Here is a 21255-nt window from a genome sequence, read left to right as displayed (position 1 = left end):
TCACGAACGACGGCGAGTTCCCTGAGCCCGTCGAAGGGAACGGTCGCCGTCGCAGCCGACGACTCGCTTCGACAGGCTCAGCGAGCGATGCCCCGTCGCGCGCGTGGCGGCCGGAGGCTCGCGACCTGGCTCTGGGGCCTCGCGGGCGTCGTCGTGATCGCGCTCGTCTGGGAGGCCTACAAGCTGCTCGGACCCGCCGACGGCGTCGTGGTCGGCGGCGCGCGGATCCTGCCGCGCACGACCGATCTCGCGATGCCGCACGTGTGGGAGATGATCGGGCGTCTCGCCGAGCCGGTGACGCGCTCGCCGTCGGCGCAGCCGCTGTGGCTGGTGATCCTGCTCGCCGCCCTCACGACGCTCGGGATCGCGGCGGCCGGATGGCTCGTGGGGCTCGTCGTGGGTGTGGGACTCGCCCTCGTGATGCAGCGGTGGCGCATCGCCGAGTGGGGGCTCCTGCCCTGGATCGTGCTCAGCCAGACCGTGCCGCTCATCGCCTTCGCCCCCGTCGTGAAGAGCTGGGGCTCGCGCGTGGAGATCGGCGCGTTCGAGTGGCAGGACTGGATGTCGGTCGCCCTCATCGCGAGCTACCTCGCGTTCTTCCCCATCGCCGTCGGCGCGCTCAAGGGCCTGCAGTCGCCCGACGTGATCCACGAGGAACTCATGCAGACCTACGCGGCGGGCTACTGGCAGACGCTCGTGAAGCTGCGGTTCCCGGCCGCGGTGCCCTACCTGCTGCCGGCGCTCCGGCTCGGTGCGGCGAACGCCGTGGTCGGCGCCGTCGTCGCCGAGGTGTCGACGGGCCTGCAGGGCGGCATCGGGCGCATCCTCATCCAGTTCGCCGGGCAGGCCTCCGGCGACCCGGCGAAGCCGTGGGGGCCGATCTTCGGTGCCGTCGTGCTCGGCCTGGTGGCCGCCGGCTCGGTCGCGCTGCTCGGCGTGATCCTCAGGAACTACCGACGAACGGAGGAGGCCGCATGAGCGAGCCCGTCATGCAGACCGACGCACCCGCGGTCGAGGTGCGCGGCGTCGACAAGGTGTTCGACACCCGGTCGGGGCACGTGCAGGCGCTCGAGTCGATCGACCTCACGGTTGCCGCAGGCGAGTTCGTCTCGCTCATCGGACCGAGCGGATGCGGCAAGTCGACGCTCATGCGGCTCGTCGCCGACCTCGACGAGCCGACGACCGGCAGTGTCGAGGTGTTCGGCAAGCCCTCGCGCCAGGCACGCCTCGACCAGGACTACGGCATCGCGTTCCAGCAGGCGGGACTCCTGCCCTGGCGCACGGTCGCCGGCAACGTGGCGCTTCCCCTCGAACTGCACGGCGTGGCATCCGCAGCCCGAGCCTCGCGAATCGAGGAGCTGCTCGACATGGTGGGCCTCGCCGACTTCGCCGACCGCTACCCCGACCAGCTCTCCGGCGGGATGCAGCAGCGCGTCGCCATCGCACGGGCGCTGGCCGAGCAGCCGCGGCTCCTCCTCATGGACGAGCCGTTCGGCGCGCTCGACGAGATGACCCGGGAGAAGATGCAGGCCGAGCTCGTACGCATCTCGGCCGAGACGGGTGCCGCCGTGGTGTTCGTCACGCACTCGATCCCCGAGGCCGTGTTCCTCTCCGACCGGGTCGTGGTGATGTCCCCCCGCCCCGGGCGGATCCGGGAGATCGTGCCGATGCGACTCGGGGCGGAGGCGGAACGCGCCGAGCGCACCGAGGAGCTGCGCGAGGAGCGGGCGTTCTTCGACATGGTCACGGCGGTGCGCGAGGCCCTGCACGGCGGGTCGCCCGTCGGCAGCGGCGCGCGCGGAGTGGAGACGCGCTGATGTCGGCCGGCGCCGTCATCGCCTCGACCGCCCGAGGGCGGCCGAAGGGCATGAGCCCGCGCACCGAGACGACGCTCCGCATCGTGGCCCCCGTCGCGGTGGGGTTCATCGTGCTCGGCATCTGGCAGTTCCTCGTGAGCGTCGTCGGCGTCTCCGACTACCTGCTGCCGAGTCCCGCCTCGATCATCGAGGCGTTCGTCGCGTCCTGGGACTCCATCGTGCAGGCCACGATCATCACGGGCACGAACGCGCTCATCGGACTCGTGCTCGGGTCGATCCTCGGCATCCTGCTCGCCGCGCTGGCGGCGCGCTGGCGAGCGGTCGACCGCATGAGCGCCCCGGTCGTCGCGATGCTCGCGGTCGTGCCGATCGTCGCGCTCGCGCCCGTGCTCAACTCCATGTTCGGCGCCGACAGCCAGTTCGGCCGGCAGGCGATCGCGACGCTCGCGTCGTTCGTGCCCGTGTTCCTGAACACGCTGCGCGGCTTCCGGCAGACGGTGCCCGTGCACCGCGACCTCATGAAGGCGTATGCCGCATCGCCCGGTCAGGTGCTGCGCACGCTCACGCTGCCGACGGCGCGTCCGTTCATCCTCACGGGCATCCGGATCGCCTCGTCGCTCGCGGTCATCTCGGCGCTCGTCGCCGAGTACTTCGGCGGCCCTCGCGGCGGCCTCGGCTCGCTCATCTCCACCTCCGCGGCGTCGAGCGCGTACGCCCGAGCCTGGGCGTACGTCGTGGCATCCATCGCGCTCGGGCTCGCCTTCTACCTCGCGACGCTCGCCCTCGAGCGGCTGCTGCAACGCCACACGCCCCAGGTGCGACGCCGCCCCTGACCCGAGCCACCGCGGCCATGCGCCCCGGGGGAACACCGCACCACCCGCACCACCGCACCGAGAAGCACCACCGAGAAGCACGAAAGGACTGACATGAACCACAGCAGACGTCGCGTCGCGACGGTCGGCGGGCTCGCCCTCGCGGCCGCGCTCGCATTCACCGCATGTTCGGCATCCGGCGACGGTTCGGGTGACGCCGATGGAGGGGGCGACGATCTCACGCCCGTGAAGCTCCAGCTCCAGTGGCTGCCCCAGGGCCAGTTCGCCGGCTACTTCGCGGCCGTCGATCAGGGCTTCTTCGAGGAGGAGGGCCTTGACGTCGAGATCATCCCGTCGGGCGGCGACATCGTCCCGCAGGACGCGCTCGCCAACGGCGACGTGGACTACGCGATCGCCTGGGTGCCGAAGGTGCTCGGGTCGATCGAGCAGGGCGCCAACCTCACCGACATCGCGCAGATCTTCCAGCGCTCGGGCACCCTGCAGGTGTCATGGGCCGATTCGGGCATCGACTCGGTCGCCGACTTCGAGGGCAAGAAGATCGGCTCATGGGGCTTCGGCAACGAGTGGGAGATCTTCGCCGCCATGGCGGCCGAGGGCCTCGACTCGACGACCGTCCAGATCATCACGCAGGACTTCAACATGAACGCCTTCCTGCAGGGCGACATCGACGCGGCCCAGGCGATGACCTACAACGAGTACGCACAGCTGCTCGAGACGGCGAACCCCGACACCGGCGAGCTCTACACCGAGGACGACTTCAACGTCATCAGCTACGAGGACACCGAGGGCGCCATGCTCCAGGACGCGATCTGGGCCGACACCGTGCGGCTCGACACCGACGAGGAGTACAAGGAGACGACGGTCAAGTTCCTGAAAGCCGTCATCAAGGGCTGGGTGTACGCCGCCGAGAACCCCGAGGAGGCGTCCGAGATCACCATCGCCGCCGGTTCCGGCTGGGGTCCGAGCCACGAGCTCTGGATGGTCAACGAGACCAACAAGCTCATCTGGCCCTCGCCCGACGGCATCGGCATCATCGACGAGGCGGCCTGGGACAAGACCGTCGCGGGCGCGCTCGCCGCGGTGAACGAGGCGGGCGACCACCTCATCACCGAGGAGCCGCCCGCGTCCGCGTGGTCGAACGAGTGGATCGAGCGGGCGCTCTCCGAGCTCGAGGGTGAAGGCCTCGACCTCACGGGCGAGGGCTTCGAGCCCATCGACGTCACCCTCGAGGAGGGCGGCAACTAGCGAAGAGGTCGCTGAGCCCGTCGAAGCGGCCCTTCGACGGGCTCAGGGACCGGCCCCTCGACGGGCCCAGGGACCGTCACCGAACGAAAGGCACTGTAGCCATGACCGAGAACCTCGCCGAGGACCTCGACGCGCTCGCGCGCGACCTCGACGCCGACCATGTCTTCCACTCGTGGTCGGCACAGGCGCAGCGCTCGACGCTCGTGGTCGCGAGCGGCCGCGGATCCCGCGTCTGGGACCACGCCGGTCGCGAGTACCTCGACTTCTCGAGCCAGCTCGTGAACGTCAACATCGGCCATCAGCATCCGGCGGTCGTGCAGGCGATCCGCGAGCAGGCCGAGCTCCTCACCACCGTCGCGCCGTCGACCGTGAACCTCGCGCGCGGTGAGGCCGCGAAGCGCATCGTGGGCCACGCGCCGCCCGGCTTCCACAAGGTGTTCTTCACGAACGGCGGCGCGGACGCGATCGAGAACGCGATCCGGATGGCACGGCTGCATTCGGGGCGCGACAAGATCCTCTCGGCGTACCGCTCGTACCACGGCAACACCGGTGCGGCGATCGTGGCGACGGGCGACTGGCGTCGCATCCCGAACGAGTTCGCGCGCTCCCATGTGCACTTCTTCGGGCCGTACCTCTACCGATCCGAGTTCTGGGCCACCACGCCGGAGCAGGAGTCGGAGCGGGCGCTGCAGCACCTTCGCCGGGTGATCGAGGCCGAGGGGCCGTCGTCGATCGCGGCGATCCTGCTCGAGAGCATCCCGGGCACCGCCGGCATCCTCGTGCCGCCGCCCGGCTACCTCGCCGGGGTGCGCGAGCTCGCCGACCGGCACGGCATCCTGCTCATCCTCGACGAAGTGATGGCGGGCTTCGGCCGCACCGGCCGTTGGTTCGCGTTCGACGGGTACGACGTGCGCCCCGACCTCATCACGTTCGCGAAGGGCGTGAACTCGGGGTACATCCCGGTGGGCGGCGTGATCATCTCCGATCCCATCGCGGCGACGTTCGATGATCGGGTGTTCCCGGGCGGGCTCACCTATTCGGGGCATCCGCTCGCCATGGCCTCGATCGTGGCGGCGCTCGACGCGATGGCCTCCGAGGGCATCGTCGACAACGCGCGCGACGTCGGCGACACGGCCATCGGGCCGGGCCTCGCCGACCTGGCCGAACGGCACGCCGTGATCGGCGAGGTGCGCGGCGAGGGCGTGTTCTGGGCGATGGAGCTCGTCGCCGACCGGAGCACGCGCGAACCGCTTCCGGCGGCGGGAATGGGCCGGATCAAGTCCGCGCTCGTGGCGCGCGGACTGCTGCCGTTCATCGCGGACAACCGCATCCACGTGGTGCCGCCGTGCGTCGTCACGGCAGAGGAGGTCGCCGAGGCCATGGCGATCTACGATGAAGTACTGGGCACCGCACTCGAAGGAGAGGGCTGACTCATGAGCCAGACACTGACCGAGACCCAGGGGACGGGCGCCACGACGGCGACCGTCGAGCACTGGATCGACGGGGCATCCGTCGCCGGGGATTCCGACCGCACCGGCCCCGTCTACAACCCCGCGCTGGGCGTGGAGCAGAAGCGCGTGCGCTTCGCCTCGACCGAGGACGTCGACGTCGCCGTGCAGGCGGCCGCCCGCGCGTTCCCCAAGTGGCGCGACACCTCGATCGCGAGACGCCAGCAGGTGATGTTCGCGTTCCGGGAGCTGTTGAACGCCCGGAGCGACGAGCTCGCCGCGATCCTCACCAGCGAGCACGGCAAGGTGCTGTCGGATGCCGCGGGCGAGATCGCGCGCGGACTCGAGGTCGTCGAGCTCGCCTGCGCGATGCCGGGCTACACGAAGGGCGAGTACTCCGAGAACGCCTCGACGGGCATCGACGTCTACACGACCCGCCAGCCGCTCGGCGTCGTCGGCATCATCAGCCCGTTCAACTTCCCGGCCATGGTGCCGCTGTGGTTCTTCCCGCTTGCGATCGCGACCGGGAACACGGTCGTGCTGAAGCCGTCGGAGAAGGACCCGTCGGCCGCGGTGTGGCTCGCGAAGCTGATGCAGGAGGCGGGCCTGCCCGACGGCGTCTTCAACGTCGTGCACGGCGACAAGGTCGCGGTGGACGCGCTGCTCCACCACCCCACGGTGCGCGCCATCTCGTTCGTCGGCTCGACGCCGATCGCCCAGTACATCTACACGACGGCCACGGCGAACGGCAAGCGCGTGCAGGCGCTGGGCGGCGCGAAGAACCACATGCTCGTGCTGCCCGACGCCGACCTCGACCTCGCGGCCGACGCGGCCGTCAACGCGGGCTTCGGCTCCGCGGGCGAGCGCTGCATGGCGATCTCGGCGCTGGTCGCCGTCGACTCCATCGCCGACGAACTGGTCTCGAAGATCAGCGAGCGGATGTCGCGGCTGAAGACCGGCGACGGCACGCGCGGCTGCGACATGGGCCCGCTCATCACGCGGGAGCACCGCGACAAGGTCGCGGGCTACCTCGACGTCGCGGCATCCGACGGGGCCAGCGTGGTGGTCGACGGACGCGACCCGCAGGTCGACGGCGAGCCCGACGGCTTCTGGATGGGGCCGACGCTCGTCGACAAGGTGCCGACCTCGTCGGCCGTCTACCGCGACGAGATCTTCGGGCCCGTGCTGTCGGTCGTGCGCGTCGACGGATACGAGGAGGGGCTCGAGCTCATCAACTCCTCGCGGTACGGCAACGGCACGGCCATCTTCACGAACGACGGCGGTGCGGCGCGTCGCTTCCAGCGCGAGGTGACGGTGGGCATGGTCGGCATCAACGTGCCGATCCCGGTGCCCGTGGCCTACCACTCGTTCGGCGGCTGGAAGGACTCGCTGTTCGGCGACGCCAAGGCGTACGGCTCGCGCGGCTTCGACTTCTACACGCAGGAGAAGGCGATCACGTCGCGCTGGCTCGACCCGAGCCACGGCGGGCTCAACCTCGGATTCCCGCAGCACGACTGAGCGATGCACGTGATGTCTGAACGGTGATGCGCGTGATGCGATGATGATCGCATCATGCGCACCACCGTCGACATCGACGAGAACCTGCTCATCCAGGCGAAGCGGCGAGCGGCCGCGCGGCACCTGAGTCTCGGCGAGTATGTCGAAGAGGCGGTGGGGCGCGATCTGCTCGCGGTCGACGCTGCCCCCGGCTCGCGTTCGCTGCCCGGCCACCCCGATGGAATCGCGGCGTTCTTCGAATTCTGCGTCAACGCCGATGCATCCGCGAATCTCGTTCCGGACTCGTACCTCGCCTCGATCGCCCGTACGCTCGCGTGCCCGGTCGCGACCTTCGACCGCGACTTCCGTCGGTTCGACGGCATCGAGATCATCGTCCCGGGCTGATCCTCACCGGCCGCGCGCTCGGTTCACCGGCGGGAGCGCGTCGCGCAGCAGTTCGAGCGCGGCGCGCACCGTCGCGTGCACGACCTCCGACGGGTCGCCGTCGAACTGGAAGTGCGCGTCGCGGAGGTCGCCCCGCACCGTGACCGCGGCGTAGACGCTGCCCGCGGGCTCGCCGCCGTCGGGCTCGGGGCCGCCGACTCCGGTGACACTCACCGCGGCGTCCGCTCGCAGCAGTCCGGCGACGCCGGTGGCGAGCTCACGGGCGCACTCGGCCGAGGCGATGTCGTCGGCGGTCACGCCGAGCACCTCGCGCTTGACCGCTTCCGCGTACGCGATGACGCCGCCGCGCAACCACCCGGAGGCATCCGGTGCCGCGCCGAGCGTATTGGTGATCGCGCCGCTCGTGAGCGACTCCGCGGCCGCGACCGTGAGCCCTGCCGCCTTCGCGCGACGGGCGACCTCCGCCGCGAGCTCCTCGAACTCGTCTGCCGGATCCTGCATTCGGTCCCCCGTCGTCTCGCTCAGTCTCGTGCGCCGCGCTGCGATGCACCCGCGAACGCGGCGATGGCCGCCTGGGCCTCGGCGGTCTCGAACGCCGCGCCGATCGTGCGCGCCTCGTCGTCGAGGGCGTCCTGGAACGGCCGTTCGAGCCCCGAACGCACGAGCCGCTTGGCCTGCCCGAACGCGCCGGTCGCCCGCTCGAGCCACGACATCGCGATCTCGCGGGCACGGTCGGCGACCGCGTCGGCCGGCACGACCTCGGTCACGAGCCCCCAGTCGAGCGCCTCCGCCGCGCTGAGCGTACGGGACGTGAGCGTCAGCTCGAGCGCACGTCGAGTGCCGACGGCCTCGGGAAGCAGGGTGCTCACGCCGCAGTCGGGGGTGAGCGCGATGTCGGAGTACCGGCTCGCGAAGGTGGCCCGGTCGGATGCCACGATCAGGTCGGCGACCAGCATGAAGCCGAGTCCGCCGCCCGCAACGGGTCCCTGCACGGCCGCGACGATGGGCTTGGTGCTCTCGCGGAGCGTGCGGTGGCCGTCGTGGATGCGATCGGCGAGGTCCTGGATGACCCGGCCGGCGTCCGGCTCGCCCGAGGCGAGCCCGGACATCGCGATCACGTCGCCGCCGGCGCAGAACGCTCGCCCCACCGCGTCGAAGAGGACGGCGCCGACGTCGTCGCGCTCGGCGACCTCGTGCGCGATGGACTGCCAGAGGGTGATCGCGTCGGGGTCGACGGCGTTCAGTCGAGCCGGCCGATTGAGGGTGACATGGGCGAGCCCATCGCTCACGTGGAAGAGGATCGCGTCATCGCTCATGGAGGTGGAGTCTACTTCCCGCCGGCGATCAGGATTCGGCGTGCGCCTCCGCCAGGCGGGCGGCCCGGGCCACGAGCACGTCGAGCACCGTGCGCACGGCGAGGCGTTCCGCGACATCCGGACGCAGCAGGGCGACGATCTGGCGCGCCGACGCGACGCCCCGGATCGGCTTCAGGACGACGCCCGACGTCAGCGTGCCCGACGTGAACCGCGGCACGAACGCGATGCCGAATCGCGCCGCGATGAACGCCTCGACGATGCGCATGTCGCTGAAGCGCTGCGCGACCTGCACCCGCTTGCCGCCCTCCTGTTCGATCGCGTGCAGGATGCGCTCGAACGGGAACCCGGGTGGAACGCCGAGCCACGTCTCGTCGACGAGTTCCGCCGGGGTCACATACGGCCGGTTCGCCAGGCGATGATCGGCGGGCAGGCCGACGTCGAGCGGCTCCGTGAGCAGCGGAACGGCCTTCAGCCCGCGGCCGCCCCACGGCAGCTCGCCGGGCATCGTGTGGGCGAGCACGATGTCGAAGTCGGCGGTGAGGTCGGGGAACTCGGCGAGCTCGGGGTCGAGGTCGGTGCAGTGCACGACGAGGCCGGCGACCGGCGCGAGGTCGGTGAGCACGGCCGGCAGCAGCGTCGCGCCGACGGTCGGGAACGTGAGCAGAGTGACCTCGCCGCTCGGATGGTTGCGGAACTCGTCCCACAGGGCCGACGCGCGCTCGAGTGCGGTGGCGACCTCCGCCGCACTGCGTGCCAGCGCCTGCCCGGCGCTCGTCAGCACGAGGCCGCGCCCGCTCCGCGCCGTGAGCGGCATTCCCGCTTCGCGCTCGAGCACCTTCAACTGCTGGGAGACCGCCGAGGGGGTGCGGCCGGTGGCCTCGGCGACCGCGGTCACGCTGCCGCGTTCGGCGAGTTCCCTCAGGAGGTCGAGGCGTCGTACGTCCATGTAGCCACGCTACATCCTCAGTGAAGGATCGTGCGCTTGTGCTGAATCGTCGTGGCGGTGACAATGAGAAGCGTCGAACACGTGCAACGGCGCCTCCGTCGCTCGACGAACCCGCCACCTTCTCGAAAGGAACCATCGTGTTCACGCTCCTCAGCATCCTCGGCATCGTCTCCGTCGCCGGCATCGTCGGCTCCATCGTCGTCTCGGCGCGCGACGGCTACCGTCGCCAGCCGCGCGAGACGTTCGCACGCACCGTCTGAGCACGGTCGACCCGGACTTCCGGGTTCAGGGCCGCTGCGCGGGGGAGGGATACCCCGGGCAGCGGCCCTTCGTCGTCCCCGCCCTGTGCCGCGCCGATGCCTTGCCGTGCGAGATCACCGGCGATACCGTGTGCCGAGACGCAGCATCCGTGACTGGGAGGCGAGGCGATGGCGCAGGATCCCGTCGATCGCGGACTGCTTCGGCGCTTCCTCCTCGGCCTCGCCGAAGGGATGAACGCCGCCGCCGAGTCGGTCGACCGCATCAGCGTCACCATGGCGCAGGTCTCGCGGGCCTATGGGCGGGCGGACAGCGACTTCCTCGTCCTGCCGACCGCGATCATCGTCGAGACCGGCGCGGGCACCGAGGGCAGGGTCGCCATCCGGTCCGCGGTGAACGCCTCGATCCGGTTCGACCAGATCGCCGCGCTGTACGTGCTCATCGAGCAGGCCCGCCGGGCCGCCGTCGATCCCGCCGAGGGCATCCGCCGGCTGAACGAGATCGGGGCGATGCGACCGAGGTACGGATGGTTCGTGCGCACGCTCGGCCATGCGCTCCTGACCGCGGGGCTCGCCTTGCTGCTGACCCCGACCTGGCAGGGCGCGCTCGTCGCACTCGGCCTCGGCTGGTTCATCGGCCTCGCGAAGCTGGTGCGGTCGCCGACCCTGCAACTCGTCTTCCCGGTCTTCGCGGCATTCGCGTGCGCGCTCGCCGTGTTCCTCCTCGCCCCGTACGTGGAGATCGGCGATCCCATCCGGGTGCTCATCGCTCCGCTCGCAACCTTCCTTCCCGGCGGTGCGCTCACCACGGCGACCGTCGAGCTCGCGTCCGGCCAGATGTTGGCCGGCGCGTCGCGTCTCGTCTTCGGGCTCGTGCAACTGGCGCTGCTCGCCTTCGGAATCCTCGCCGCCGGCACCGTCGTCGGGGTGGCGGCCTCGAGCTACGAGGTGCTCGGGGCATCCGCGACCCTTCCGTGGTGGACCGCGGCCCTCGGCGTGCTGTTGTTCGCGATCGGCAACCACCTGCATTTCTCCGCCCCGCCCGCGACGTTCGGCTGGGTGCTGCTCACCCTCGTCGTGGCGTACGTGAGCCAGTCGCTCGGGTCCGCGCTGATCGGACCGACGGTGAGCGGTTTCATCGGCGCCGTGGCGATGACACCCGTCGTGCTGTGGATCGCGAGCCTGCGGCACGGGGCACCATCACAGCTCACCTTCCTCCCCGCCTTCTGGCTGCTCGTGCCCGGTGCCGCGGGTCTCGCCGGGCTCACCGAGGCCGTCGGAACCAGCCAGGGCGTCGAGGAGTTCGTCACCGCGCTCACCTCGGTCATGTCCATCGCGCTCGGAGTGCTCATCGGCACGGCCTTCTACCGTGTCGCGCACCGTGGTGCGCAGGAGATCGCGGCGTTCCACATCGAGGTCCCCGCGCTCACCGAGGAGACGGCCCCGCCGATCTGGGCGAGGTTCGTGCCCGGGACGCCGAAGTCCTTCTGGGGTCGTCGGCGCGCACATGACTCCCGAACGGGGCGCAGTCCCGTGGCATCCGAACCTTCCTCTCAGGCAGGGGAGTCGTAGAGTATTCGGGTGACCCTTGCGCCCCAGGACCGCAGCACCGACACGCGCCGCCAGCTCATCGAGCACATCGCGGCCGACGCGGTGTTCCACGGCGACTTCACGCTGACCAGCGGGAAGAAGGCGTCGTACTATGTGGACCTCCGCAAGGTCAGCCTCGACCACCGCGTCGCACCGCTCATCGGACAGGTCATGCTCGACCTCATCGCCGACATCCCCGATGTCGCCGCGGTCGGGGGCATGACCATGGGCGCCGACCCGATCGCCGCCGCCGTCCTGCACCAGGGCGCTGCGCGCGGCCTCGCGTACGACGCCTTCGTGGTGCGCAAGGAGCCCAAGGACCACGGCCGCGGCAAGCAGGTCGAGGGGCCGGATGTCGCGGGCAAGCGCGTCATCGTGCTCGAGGACACCTCGACGACGGGCGGGTCACCGCTCAAGGCGATCGACGCGCTGCGCGCGGCGGGCGCCGAGGTCGTCGCGGTCGCCGTGGTCGTCGACCGGGCGACCGGTGCACGTGAAGTGATCGAGGCCGCGGGCGTGCCGTACCGCGCCGCGATCGGACTCGACGACCTGGGATTGGCCTGATGGATCGCGACGCGCGAGACACCGACGACGCCGACTGGCTGCTCGCGCAACTCGCGAACGGTCGGCCCGCACGTCAGGACCCGCCGGTCGCTTCCCCGCCGATGTCCGACGCCGGCGTGCCGTCACCTGCGGCCGAGCCGAGCGCCGAGCCCATCGTCCCGCCGATGCTGCAGCCGCCCGTGGCGCAACCGGCGGTCACCCCGACGCCCGCACCGCGCAGCGAGGAGGTGCTCGACTGGTTCTCGCTCGCCGAGCCCGAGGGTGCACCCGACCCCGTGACGCGCGCGCTGCCCGTGATCGGTGCGCAGGCCCCGCGCGACGAACCGGTCGTCGCCGTGCCGGCACCGCTGCCGCCGGCCGAGCCCGCGGCGCCTGCCGGGCTTCCCGCGTGGAATCCGCCGTTCACCGTCGGTCGTCCGGCCGCCGCGCCGACGCCACCCGTGCCCCCGGTCGCGGTGCCGCCGATCATCCCCGCGGCAGCCGTACCGCCGGTCCCTCCGGTGCCAATGCCGCCCATGCCGTCGCCGCTGATCTCGGTCGAGCCGCCGGTCGGTCCCGCAGCGGACGTGCGCGAGATGACGCCGCCGACGCCCGAGCCCGTCGCACCGGTGCCGACCGCATCACCCGTGCTTCCCCCCGAGCAGGCGGCGCCGATTCGGCCCGACCCTGCGGTCGACCCGACCCCGCCCGGCCCCGTCACGCCGCCGGCCCAGTTCGCCCTCACGTGGGGCAACGGCGATCTCGACTCCGAGGAGGCGATCCGCGCCGCCTTCCGCAGCCTCTCCACCTCGGGGCTCGCATCCGAGCCCCCCGCGGAGCCCGCTGCCCCTATCAGTGCGGAGTCTGCCTTACCGGCGTCCGAATCCGCGCCGGCCGAGCCATCGGTTCCCGATGCCACGGTCGTGCCGAACGCCGCGGCCACGTCGGAGCCCGAGCCCGATCCCTTCGCCGACTTCACGCCTCCACCGGTGGCACGCCAGTCGTTCACGCCCGTGACCCGGCCGACGCCGATTCCGCCGCAGCATCCCATCGCGCCGACGACGGCGCCGCCGAGCTGGGAGGAGCGCGCCGCGGCCCTGCAGCAGCCCGCCGCGACCTTCGACGACGAGCTGTGGTCGGCGCTCAGCGAAGAACCCGCCACGTCTCCCCCTCCCGCGCCGCCTCTCGCCCCCGCGCCGCCGATCGCGGCACCCGCGCCGATCGCGGCACCAGAGGCGCCGCATGAGCCCGTCGCCGCCGACCCGCCGGCCGCGCCGGAACCGGCCGTCGCGGCATCCGACGCGCCGCTCACGCCGCCCGCCATGGCGACACCGCCACTGCGACCGGCGGAGGTCGAGCCACCCACGACCGCGGTTCCGCTCACGCCGGCCTCCGCGCCATCCGGGGTCCCGCTGCGTCCCGCCGAGACCGCAGCACGCGAGGACGCCGCGCAGCCCGAACCCGAGGGATTCCCGTTCATCGAGGTGCGCGGGCAGGCAGGGTGGCCGGTTCCGACCCTCGGCGCTGCTGCCGAGTCCGGCGCCGATCGACGTGCCCCGTTCCCGGCGTTCGCCGTGAGCGGCGGTGGCGACTGGCCCGACCGCCGAGAGCCGCAACCCGACGAGCCGGTCGACGACCTGCTCGCCGCGCTCGGGGGCGGTGCCGCGGCCCGGTCCGAGCCCGACCGGAGTGGTGAGACGACGGGCGGCAGTGGCGGGGTGCCGCCGCAGCGCGGCGCGTTGCCGCCCGGGGAACCGCCGACGCCCGACGAGCCGGGCCTCGATGCGCTCGGATTCGGGTTCGACGAGGTCGACCCGACGGTCGACGATTCCGGCAGCGATGATGGCCACGGCGGTGAGACCGACTCGCCCATCGCTCGTGAACTTGCCGAGACCGGCTACTTCTGGAACCTCACCCCCGACCCCACGGCGCCCGATCCGAAGGCCGAGCAGCCCGACGAGGCCTCGGTGCCGTCGCCCTTCGCGCAGCCGTCGCCCTTCGCCGTCGACCACGACGTCGCACCGGAGCCTGAGCCCGCGTGGGAGCCCGAGCCCGCGTGGGAGCCCGAGCCCGCGTGGCCGGGTGAGCCCGAGCCGATCTCGGAGCCCGCGCCGGCCTGGCCGGTCGAGGCGGACGCGAGTACGGAGTGGCCACCGGCAGTTGCTCCTGCGCAGCCGGAACCGGTGCAGGTGCCCGAGCCCGCGCCGCAGGAACAGCCGCAAGGGCCCTTCGGCGATGATCTCGACCAGATGTTCTCGTCGGCTGCGCGGCCGGTTCAGCCGACGGAGCCGGTGGCCCCCACCGCGGCTCAGCCCAACGCCCACGGCACGGCCGACGCCGATCCGCTCGCCTCGCTCTTCGGGGCGGTGGCCGCCCAGCCGGCGACCGCTGACCCGTGGTCGTCGGCCGGTGCCCCATGGCCGCCCGCCGCGGCATCCGCCCCGACCGCCTTCGCGGCCGCACCGGCCGGAACGGCGCTCCCGGCCCGCGCTCCCGCCGTCGCGCCCGCTCCTGGTGGCCCCGGTGACGGACGTGGCGTCGGACCGACCGGTGGGTCGGGTGGCTCGGGCGGCTCCCGTGGCAACCGCGCGGTGCGCACGCTCGCATGGATCGCCGGTGGCCTCGTCCTCGCCGTGATCCTGGCCGGACTGTTCTACCTCGGCACCCGGCTCTCCGCCGGTGGCGGCGAGGCGCAGTCGCCGTCGGCAGCGCCGACGGACACCCAGACGCCCGTCGCCGAGCCGACCGCGCCCCAGCCCGCCGGCGTGCACGCGTGGAACACGCTCTTCGGCGGCGAGTGCATCGAGCCGTTCGAGTCGGCCTGGGCCGAGGAGTTCACGGTCGTCGACTGCGCCGTGCCCCACGCCGCCCAACTCGTGTATCGCGGCGAGCTTCCCGATGACGCGGCGGCGCCGTTCCCCGGTGAGGAGGCGATCGCCGCGCAGATGGGCGGGCTCTGCAGCGCAGCCGGAATCATCGACGTCGGCCTCGTCGCCGGCATCCCCGACCTCCAGGTCCAGGCCGCCTTCCCGGTGACCGAGGAGCAGTGGACGAGCGGCGAGCGCACGTACTACTGCTTCGCGAACCGCGCGGGCGGCGAGCCGCTCACCGGTTCGATCCAGGGCCCGGGGCCCTTGGCCTAGGGTGGCGGCGTCGACTCGGGTCGTCGTGTTCGGCTCGCTCAACGTCGACTCGACGAGCTATGTCGACGCATTCCCGGCGCCCGGTGAGACGATCCGCTCCCGCGCCTTCCAGGTCGCGCTGGGCGGCAAGGGCTCGAACCAGGCGGCGGCGGCGCAGGTGGCCGGTGCTGCGGTCGAACTCGTCGCACGTATCGGCTCCGACGCCGCGGGCGACTTCGCCATCGGCACGCTCGAACGACTCGGCCTGCCGACCGCCTCGATCGCACGTGCGCCGGATGCCCCGACCGGGGTCGCCCAGATCACCGTCGCCGACTCGGGCGAGAACACGATCATCGTCACCGGGGGCGCGAATCTCGCGCTCACGCCGGCCGTCGTCGATGACGAGCGCGAGCGCATCGCGGCCGCCGGGCTCGTGCTCACGCAGGGCGAGCTGCCCGTCCCGACGATCGATCGGCTCGCCGTCGTCGCCCGCGAGGCTGGAGCCCGCTTCGTGCTCAACCTCGCGCCGCCGGCAGCGGTCGCTGCCGAAACGCTCGCGCTCGCCGATCCCCTGGTCGTGAACGAGCACGAGGCGCGAGCGGCGGGCGTCGGCGCGGATGTCGCGACGGCGACGCTCGACGAGTGGCGGACGGCTGCGGCATCCGCTGCGGGTCGTGTCGCGCGTTCGATCGTCGTGACGCTCGGTGCGGCCGGCGCCGTCGCCGCATCGGCCGACGGAGCCTGGTCGGTCGCCGCGCCCCGGGTCGACGCGGTGGACACCACGGGTGCGGGTGACGCGTTCACGGGAACGCTCGCGGCGTTCCTCGCCGAGGGGCGGCCGATCGACGAGGCGCTGCGCATCGCGGTCGCGGCCGGCGCCCTCGCGGTGCAGGCTCGCGGCACCGTCGATTCCTACGCGCCGCGCGCCGACGTGCTCGCCGCCGCCGAACGCGACCTGCCCGAGGCGGAGGCGGCGCCCGCATGAGCATCCCGGTGATCGTCGACTGCGACCCCGGGCACGACGACGTCTTCGCGCTGTGGCTCGCGGCGGGGCATCCGTCGCTCGACCTCCGGGCCGTGACGACGGTGGGCGGCAACGTACCGCTCGAGCACACCAGCCGGAACGCGCGAGTCGCGCTCACGGTCGCCGGCGTGACCGGCGTGCCGGTCGCCGCCGGCGCCGAGGGGCCGCTCAGTCGGGTGCTCGAGACGGCGGAGTGGATCCACGGAGAGAACGGACTCGGCGGGCCCGAGCTGCCCGAGCCCGCCATGCCGCTCGATCAGCGTGGCGCGACCGCGCTCATCGCCGACACCCTGCTCGGCGCGGATGAGCCGGTCGCCATCATCGCCACCGGCCCGATCACGAACGTCGCCGTGTTCCTGCGCGAGCGGCCGGACCTCGCGGAGCGCATCCGCGAGATCGTCTGGATGGGCGGCTCGACCGACCGCGGAAACGTCACACCCTACGCCGAGTTCAACGCGTGGGTGGATCCCGAGGCGCTCTCGGTCGTGCTCGGTTCCGGTGTGCGCTTCACCATGGTCGGTCTCAACGTCACGCACACTGCGCTGGTGACGTCCGCAGTGCGCCAGCGCCTCGCCGCGGGCGGTACGCGCACTGCCGTGTTCGGCGACGAGCTCCTCGAGTTCTTCTGCCGCACGAACGATGAGGTCTTCGGCATGCCCGACGGCCCCCTGCACGATCCGGTCGCCGTGGCGGTGCTCGCCGACCCCGAGACGGTCGAGCTCACGCACACCCGGCTCGACGTCGAGCTCGCCGGCACCGAGACGGTGGGAGCGACGAGTGTCGATCTCGGCGGGATGCTCCGTCGGGAGCCGAACGCCTGGGTCGCGACGGGCCTCGACGTCGAGCGGTTCTGGGGGCTCGTCGAGCAGGCGATCGCGCGGCTGGCCTGAGGCGCCTCCTCGCCGGTCAGGCGACCGGGGCCGAGACATGCGAGCCTCGGTTCCACCCCGCTCTGGAGCGAGTGTTCCGTTCTCGGACTCGCGGCACTTCGGCACTTCGGCACTCGGGCACTCGGGCACTCGGGCACTCGGGCACTCGGGCACTCGGGCACTTCGGCACTTCGGCACTCGGGCACTCGGGCACTTCGGCACTCGGGCACTCGGGCACTTCGGCACTCGGGCACTCGGGCACTTCGGCACTCGGGCACTCGGGCACTTCGGCACTCGGGCACTTGGGCACTTCGGCACTTCGGCACTTCGGCACCTCGGGACTTCGGCACCTCGGGACTTCGGCACCTCGGGACTTCGGCACTCGGGTACTTCGGTACTTCGGCACCTGCATTGAGGGAGAGCTTACGTGTTCGGTCGACGAACCGGGCCGCCTTACCAGGGGTATCGCGACACCGCGAATCGCGGGCGTACGCTGGCCCTGACGAGAGGAGGCCGCCCATGGACTGGACCTTCTGGATGGGCATCGCCGTCATCGTCGTGGTCGGGGGACTGACGGCAGGTGCGGTCGCGCTTCGACGCCACTACGACGTGCCGCGAGGCTCTCGCCCCGACCTCGGCCGTGGCGACGAGATCGTGGACCTCGAGGACGAGAAGGGGCAAGGCCTGTACCGCTCGGGGTGGGTCCCCTGAGCATCGTTACAGCTCGGTCTCCACGGGCTCGCGCACGATCAGCTCGCTGACTCCCGAGAGCACCTCGTCGGGGCGGAACGGGTACTTCTCCATCTCGGCGCGATCGCTGATGCCGGTGAGCACGAGCACGGTGTGCAGGCCGGCCTCGATGCCCGCGACGATATCGGTGTCCATGCGGTCGCCGATCATGGCCGTGGTCTCGGAGTGCGCGCCGATCTTGTTGAGCGCCGAGCGGAACATCATCGGGTTCGGCTTGCCGACGACGTAGGGCTCCTTGCCCGTGGCCTTCGTGATGAGCGCGGCGATGGCCCCGGTCGCGGGCAGCGGACCCTCGGCGCTCGGCCCCGTGGCATCCGGATTCGTCACGATGAACCGCGAGCCGTTGCCGATGAGCCGGATCGCCTTGGTGATCGCCTCGAACGAGTAGTTGCGGGTCTCCCCGACGACCACGAAGTCGGGGTTCGTCTCGGTCATCACGAAGCCCGCCTCATGCAGTGCCGTGAGGATGCCGGCCTCCCCGATGACGAACGCCGTGCCGCCCGGTTGCTGCTGCTTGAGGAAGTCGGCCGTCGCGAGCGCCGAGGTCCAGATGCGGTCCTCCGGCACATTCAGGCCGCTCGCCCGCAGTCGCGCCGACAGGTCGCGGGCCGTGAAGATCGAGTTGTTGGTGAGCACGAGGTACGGGGTGCCGGAGTCCTCCCACTGCTGCAGGAGCTCGGCGGCGCCCGGCAGCGCATGGCTCTCGTGCACGAGCACGCCGTCCATGTCGGTCAGCCAGGCCTCGACCTCTTCACGCTTCGCCATGCGCCAAGCCTAGGGCGCGCAGATCACGGGCCGATGAACGGCGGATGCCACGGAACGCACCCTCAGTGCAGCAGTTCGCGCCAGTTCGGGGGCACCCGGCCCGCAGGCCCCGGGGCCGGCTGGTCCTCTGGGCGGCTGTGCGGCGGAGGCAGCGGAATGCGACGCGCGGAGGTGCCCGCGGGGTAGTCCCAGAACCAGTCCTCGCCGGGCTCGAACGATGCGGCGACGGGGTGGCCGAGTTGCTCGGAGTGCCGGCGCGCATGCTGCTCGGGCGAGGCGTCGCAGCATCCGACGTGCCCGCACTCCACGCAGCGCCGGAGGTGCCACCACCAGCCGCCGCCCTCGAGGCATTCGACGCAGCCGGTTCCAGACGGCGGCGGCGGACCGGCGGTCATGCGTACACCTCCGCGGCCGCGAGCGCCCGGTGCACGGAGGCCACTGCGCTCGACCCCTCGCCGACCGCCGCCGCAACGCGCTTCATGGAGCCGCTGCGCACGTCGCCGGCCGCGAACACGCGCGGGAGCGAGGTCTCGAACGGCAGCGGCATGCGGCCGAGCTCGGGCCACCCCTCGGTGAGGTCGATCACGTCGGCGCCCGTACGGACGAAGCCGTGCTCGTCGCGCTCCACCTCGGCGAGCCACTCGGTCGCGGGCTCGGCACCGATGAAGCAGAACAGGCCCCGGCAGTCCACGGTCTCGGTCACCGCGCCCGCCAGGGTCACCCGCTCGAGCTCATCCGCGCCGTGCAGCGCCGAGACCTGCGTGCCCGTGCAGATCTCGATCCTGCCGTCCTCCTGCACCCGGTCGACGAGGTAGCTCGACATCTGTCGCCCGAGGTCGTCGGCTCGCACGACCAGCCGCACGCGGCATCCGTTCGCGGCGAGCGCGAGGGCCGCCTGGCCCGCCGAGTTGGCCCCGCCCACGACGACGACGTCGGAGCCGGCCACCTGCCGGAGTTCGAGCGCCGACGCGGCGTAGTGGATGCCCGCGCCCTCGAAGTCGTCCCATCGATCGAGGCCGAGCGCGCGATACGCCACGCCGGTCGTGACGACCACCGCACGGGCGCGGACGGTCGCGCCGTCGGAGAGCGAGAGCCGGAGCTCGCCGTCGTGCCGTTCCAACGCCACCGCCTCGCATGGCGCAACGACGCGAACGCCGAACTTGATCGCCTGCAGGGACGCCTGGGCGGTGAGGTCGTCGCCGCTCACGCCGAACGGGAACCCCAGGTAGTTCTCGATGCGAGACGTCGCCGCCGACTGCCCGCCGGGCGCGACGGCATCCAGCAGCAGCGTGCTGAGTCCCTCGGACGCCCCGTAGATCGCCGCGGCGAGGCCGGCCGGCCCGGCGCCCACGACCGCGAGGTCGACGGACGCGTCGTCCTCCGCTGCGAAGGCGAGGCCCATGAGCTCGGCGAGGCGACCGGGGGTGGCCCTGAGCACGCTCTCACCTTGCACGATCGCCACCGGCAGGTCCTCGTTCGCGAATCCGTGGCTTTCGAGCGCGCTCGCCGTGGCGGGGTCGTCGGCATCCACCCACGTGTGCACGAGGTCGAGGCGCTCGGCGTAACGGCGCAGCGCCGCGGCCTCGCCGGAACGCGACGATCCGACGATCTTCAGCGTCCACGCGGCGGGTCCGCGACGCAGCTCCTCCCGGCGGGCCCAGAGGGTGCGGAGCATGAGGTCGCAGAGCTCGTCGTCCTCGGCCATCATGCGCTGCAGCGACTGGTGGTCGACACGGTGCATCCGCCCCGCCTCGGAGACCCGCGCGGTCAGAAAGGCGCGCTGGCCGTTCAGCAGCCCCAGTTCGCCCACGAACGAGCGCGGGCCGAGCGTCGCGATGTGCGTCTCCTCGATCCACGCGAGCGCGTCGCGCACCACCTCGACCGCGCCGCTCTGGACGAGGATGAGGTCGTACCAGCGTTCGCCGGACCGGAACATGATGTCGCCCACGTCCGCCGCGACGGGCGTGCCGTACCGTACGATGCGTTCCCACTGCGAGTCGGTCAGCGTGGGCGAGATGTTCGTCTCCGAGGATCCCATCGTCCCATCGTGCCGCACGGGGGCGGCCAGCGGCAGGGGGCGACGGTCACGCGGTGACCCAGATGTCGGCGGCGGCGGCACTCGGGATGGCGCGTCGGGTGCCGGCGACCGTCACGGCGAGGGTGCCGGATGCGTCGGCGTCGGCGTCGTCGACGCGGAGCTCGCTGCCCGGGCCGACGCCGGCGTCGTCGAGCGCACGCAGCACGGCCGGGTCGCGGTCGCTGATGCGGATGACGCGGCCGACGTGTCCGGCGGGCGCGGCGTCGAGCCGCACCCACGGTTCCGACACGAGCGAGCCGTCGGCGGCGGGGATGGCGTCGCCGTGCGGGTCGCGTTCGGGACGGCCGAGGCGCGCATCGATCGCCTCGAGCAGGCGGTCGGACAGCGCGTGCTCGAGGACCTCGGCCTCGTCGTGCACCTCGTCCCACGCGTAGCCCATCTCGCGCACGAGCCATGTCTCGATGAGCCGGTGCCTGCGCACCACCGCGAGGGCCCGTGCTCGACCGGCATCCGTCAGGCGGATCGCGCCGTACGGCACGTGCTGCACCAGACCCTGTGCCGCCATCTTCTTCACCATCTCGGTGACCGAGGAAGGCGCGACGCCGAGCGCCCCGGCGAGGCCCGACGGCGTGATCGGCTCGGGCTGCCACTCGGTGTGGGCGTACACCGTCTTGAGGTAGTCCTCGATGGCTGGGCTCTGGGTCGCGGGCATCGGCCCCACCCTACCCGCGTCCACTTCTGCGGATAGTCGATCCGCCGCGCCGCCGATCCGGTCGCCGCGCCGGTGCGT

At 72.0% G+C, this 21255-nt stretch carries 21 protein-coding genes; 14 read left to right on the top strand and 7 right to left on the bottom strand.

The annotated features are described in order from the left end of the window. Positions 1 to 87 precede the first annotated feature (87 nt). From ACVFI9_RS18770 to ACVFI9_RS18740, 7 genes are all read left to right on the top strand, one after another. The gene (locus ACVFI9_RS18770; RefSeq protein WP_474763692.1) at positions 88 to 978 is read left to right on the top strand and encodes an ABC transporter permease; all 891 of its coding nucleotides are present in this window, start codon (positions 88 to 90) and stop codon (positions 976 to 978) included. Then, positions 975 to 1817 carry an ABC transporter ATP-binding protein gene (locus ACVFI9_RS18765; protein WP_474763691.1) on the top strand — a complete coding sequence of 281 codons (843 nt, stop codon included), beginning with the start codon at positions 975 to 977 and terminating at the stop codon, positions 1815 to 1817. The genes ACVFI9_RS18770 and ACVFI9_RS18765 overlap by 4 nt, the downstream gene beginning before the upstream one ends. After that, a complete protein-coding gene (locus tag ACVFI9_RS18760) occupies positions 1817 to 2650 on the top strand; it encodes an ABC transporter permease (protein WP_474763690.1) in 834 nt (277 codons plus the stop codon). Before ACVFI9_RS18765 ends, ACVFI9_RS18760 begins: the two co-directional genes overlap by 1 nt. A 93-nt stretch (positions 2651 to 2743) precedes the next feature. Continuing rightward, a complete protein-coding gene (locus ACVFI9_RS18755; protein WP_474763689.1) occupies positions 2744 to 3895 on the top strand; it encodes an ABC transporter substrate-binding protein in 1152 nt (383 codons plus the stop codon). Positions 3896 to 3996: 101 nt separating this feature from the next. Continuing rightward, the gene (locus ACVFI9_RS18750) at positions 3997 to 5325 is read left to right on the top strand and encodes an aminotransferase class III-fold pyridoxal phosphate-dependent enzyme (protein ID WP_474763688.1); all 1329 of its coding nucleotides are present in this window, start codon (positions 3997 to 3999) and stop codon (positions 5323 to 5325) included. A gap of 3 nt (positions 5326 to 5328) precedes the next feature. Beyond that, entirely contained in the window at positions 5329 to 6861 is a 1533-nt protein-coding gene (locus ACVFI9_RS18745; RefSeq protein ID WP_474763687.1) for a CoA-acylating methylmalonate-semialdehyde dehydrogenase, read from the top strand. A gap of 54 nt (positions 6862 to 6915) precedes the next feature. After that, complete coding sequence (locus ACVFI9_RS18740; protein WP_474763686.1) at positions 6916 to 7245, top strand: hypothetical protein; 330 nt, start codon at positions 6916 to 6918, stop codon at positions 7243 to 7245. A gap of 3 nt (positions 7246 to 7248) precedes the next feature. Here ACVFI9_RS18740 and ACVFI9_RS18735 read toward each other — a convergent pair whose 3' ends face one another. From ACVFI9_RS18735 to ACVFI9_RS18725, 3 genes are read right to left on the bottom strand one after another with little or no spacing between them, the layout of a single operon-like run. Continuing rightward, positions 7249 to 7746: a CinA family protein gene (locus ACVFI9_RS18735; protein WP_474763685.1), complete on the bottom strand. Its 498-nt coding sequence runs from the start codon at positions 7744 to 7746 to the stop codon at positions 7249 to 7251. A gap of 20 nt (positions 7747 to 7766) precedes the next feature. Further along, on the bottom strand, positions 7767 to 8561 hold the full coding sequence (locus ACVFI9_RS18730; RefSeq protein WP_474763684.1) for an enoyl-CoA hydratase/isomerase family protein: 795 nt from the start codon (positions 8559 to 8561) through the stop codon (positions 7767 to 7769). A gap of 28 nt (positions 8562 to 8589) precedes the next feature. Further along, complete coding sequence (locus ACVFI9_RS18725; protein WP_474763683.1) at positions 8590 to 9507, bottom strand: LysR family transcriptional regulator; 918 nt, start codon at positions 9505 to 9507, stop codon at positions 8590 to 8592. 137 nt (positions 9508 to 9644) lie between these two features. Here ACVFI9_RS18725 and ACVFI9_RS18720 point away from each other — a divergent pair, with 137 nt between their 5' ends. From ACVFI9_RS18720 to ACVFI9_RS18690, 7 genes are all read left to right on the top strand, one after another. Next, entirely contained in the window at positions 9645 to 9767 is a 123-nt protein-coding gene (locus tag ACVFI9_RS18720; protein ID WP_474763682.1) for a hypothetical protein, read from the top strand. 168 nt (positions 9768 to 9935) lie between these two features. After that, positions 9936 to 11336: a threonine/serine exporter family protein gene (locus ACVFI9_RS18715; protein ID WP_474763681.1), complete on the top strand. Its 1401-nt coding sequence runs from the start codon at positions 9936 to 9938 to the stop codon at positions 11334 to 11336. A gap of 9 nt (positions 11337 to 11345) precedes the next feature. Continuing rightward, positions 11346 to 11918: an orotate phosphoribosyltransferase gene (pyrE, locus tag ACVFI9_RS18710; protein ID WP_474763680.1), complete on the top strand. Its 573-nt coding sequence runs from the start codon at positions 11346 to 11348 to the stop codon at positions 11916 to 11918. Further along, positions 11918 to 15040 (top strand): hypothetical protein, encoded by a 3123-nt coding sequence (locus ACVFI9_RS18705; protein WP_474763679.1) that lies wholly within the window; start codon positions 11918 to 11920, stop codon positions 15038 to 15040. The genes pyrE and ACVFI9_RS18705 overlap by 1 nt, the downstream gene beginning before the upstream one ends. Before the next feature lies 1 nt (position 15041). After that, positions 15042 to 16004, top strand: a complete 963-nt coding sequence (locus ACVFI9_RS18700; RefSeq protein ID WP_474763678.1) for a ribokinase — start codon at positions 15042 to 15044, stop codon at positions 16002 to 16004. Continuing rightward, entirely contained in the window at positions 16001 to 16933 is a 933-nt protein-coding gene (locus ACVFI9_RS18695; RefSeq protein ID WP_474763677.1) for a nucleoside hydrolase, read from the top strand. Before ACVFI9_RS18700 ends, ACVFI9_RS18695 begins: the two co-directional genes overlap by 4 nt. Positions 16934 to 17431: 498 nt before the next feature. Beyond that, complete coding sequence (locus ACVFI9_RS18690; RefSeq protein WP_474763676.1) at positions 17432 to 17623, top strand: hypothetical protein; 192 nt, start codon at positions 17432 to 17434, stop codon at positions 17621 to 17623. Positions 17624 to 17629: 6 nt separating this feature from the next. On the opposite strand, the gene ACVFI9_RS18685 is transcribed toward ACVFI9_RS18690, so the two are convergent. From ACVFI9_RS18685 to ACVFI9_RS18670, 4 genes are all read right to left on the bottom strand, one after another. After that, positions 17630 to 18427 (bottom strand): HAD-IIA family hydrolase, encoded by a 798-nt coding sequence (locus ACVFI9_RS18685; protein WP_474763675.1) that lies wholly within the window; start codon positions 18425 to 18427, stop codon positions 17630 to 17632. Positions 18428 to 18489: 62 nt separating this feature from the next. Then, the gene (locus ACVFI9_RS18680; protein WP_474763674.1) at positions 18490 to 18822 is read right to left on the bottom strand and encodes a UBP-type zinc finger domain-containing protein; all 333 of its coding nucleotides are present in this window, start codon (positions 18820 to 18822) and stop codon (positions 18490 to 18492) included. After that, on the bottom strand, positions 18819 to 20465 hold the full coding sequence (locus ACVFI9_RS18675; protein WP_474763673.1) for an FAD-dependent oxidoreductase: 1647 nt from the start codon (positions 20463 to 20465) through the stop codon (positions 18819 to 18821). The genes ACVFI9_RS18680 and ACVFI9_RS18675 overlap by 4 nt, the downstream gene beginning before the upstream one ends. Before the next feature lie 46 nt (positions 20466 to 20511). After that, positions 20512 to 21177: a metal-dependent transcriptional regulator gene (locus ACVFI9_RS18670; RefSeq protein WP_474763672.1), complete on the bottom strand. Its 666-nt coding sequence runs from the start codon at positions 21175 to 21177 to the stop codon at positions 20512 to 20514. Positions 21178 to 21255: the final 78 nt, after the last annotated feature.

The organism is Agromyces sp. NSFZ, from assembly GCF_056156205.1.
The sequence above is the reverse complement of the archived record's forward strand: the minus strand, read 5'-3'. Positions and strand labels throughout refer to the sequence as shown.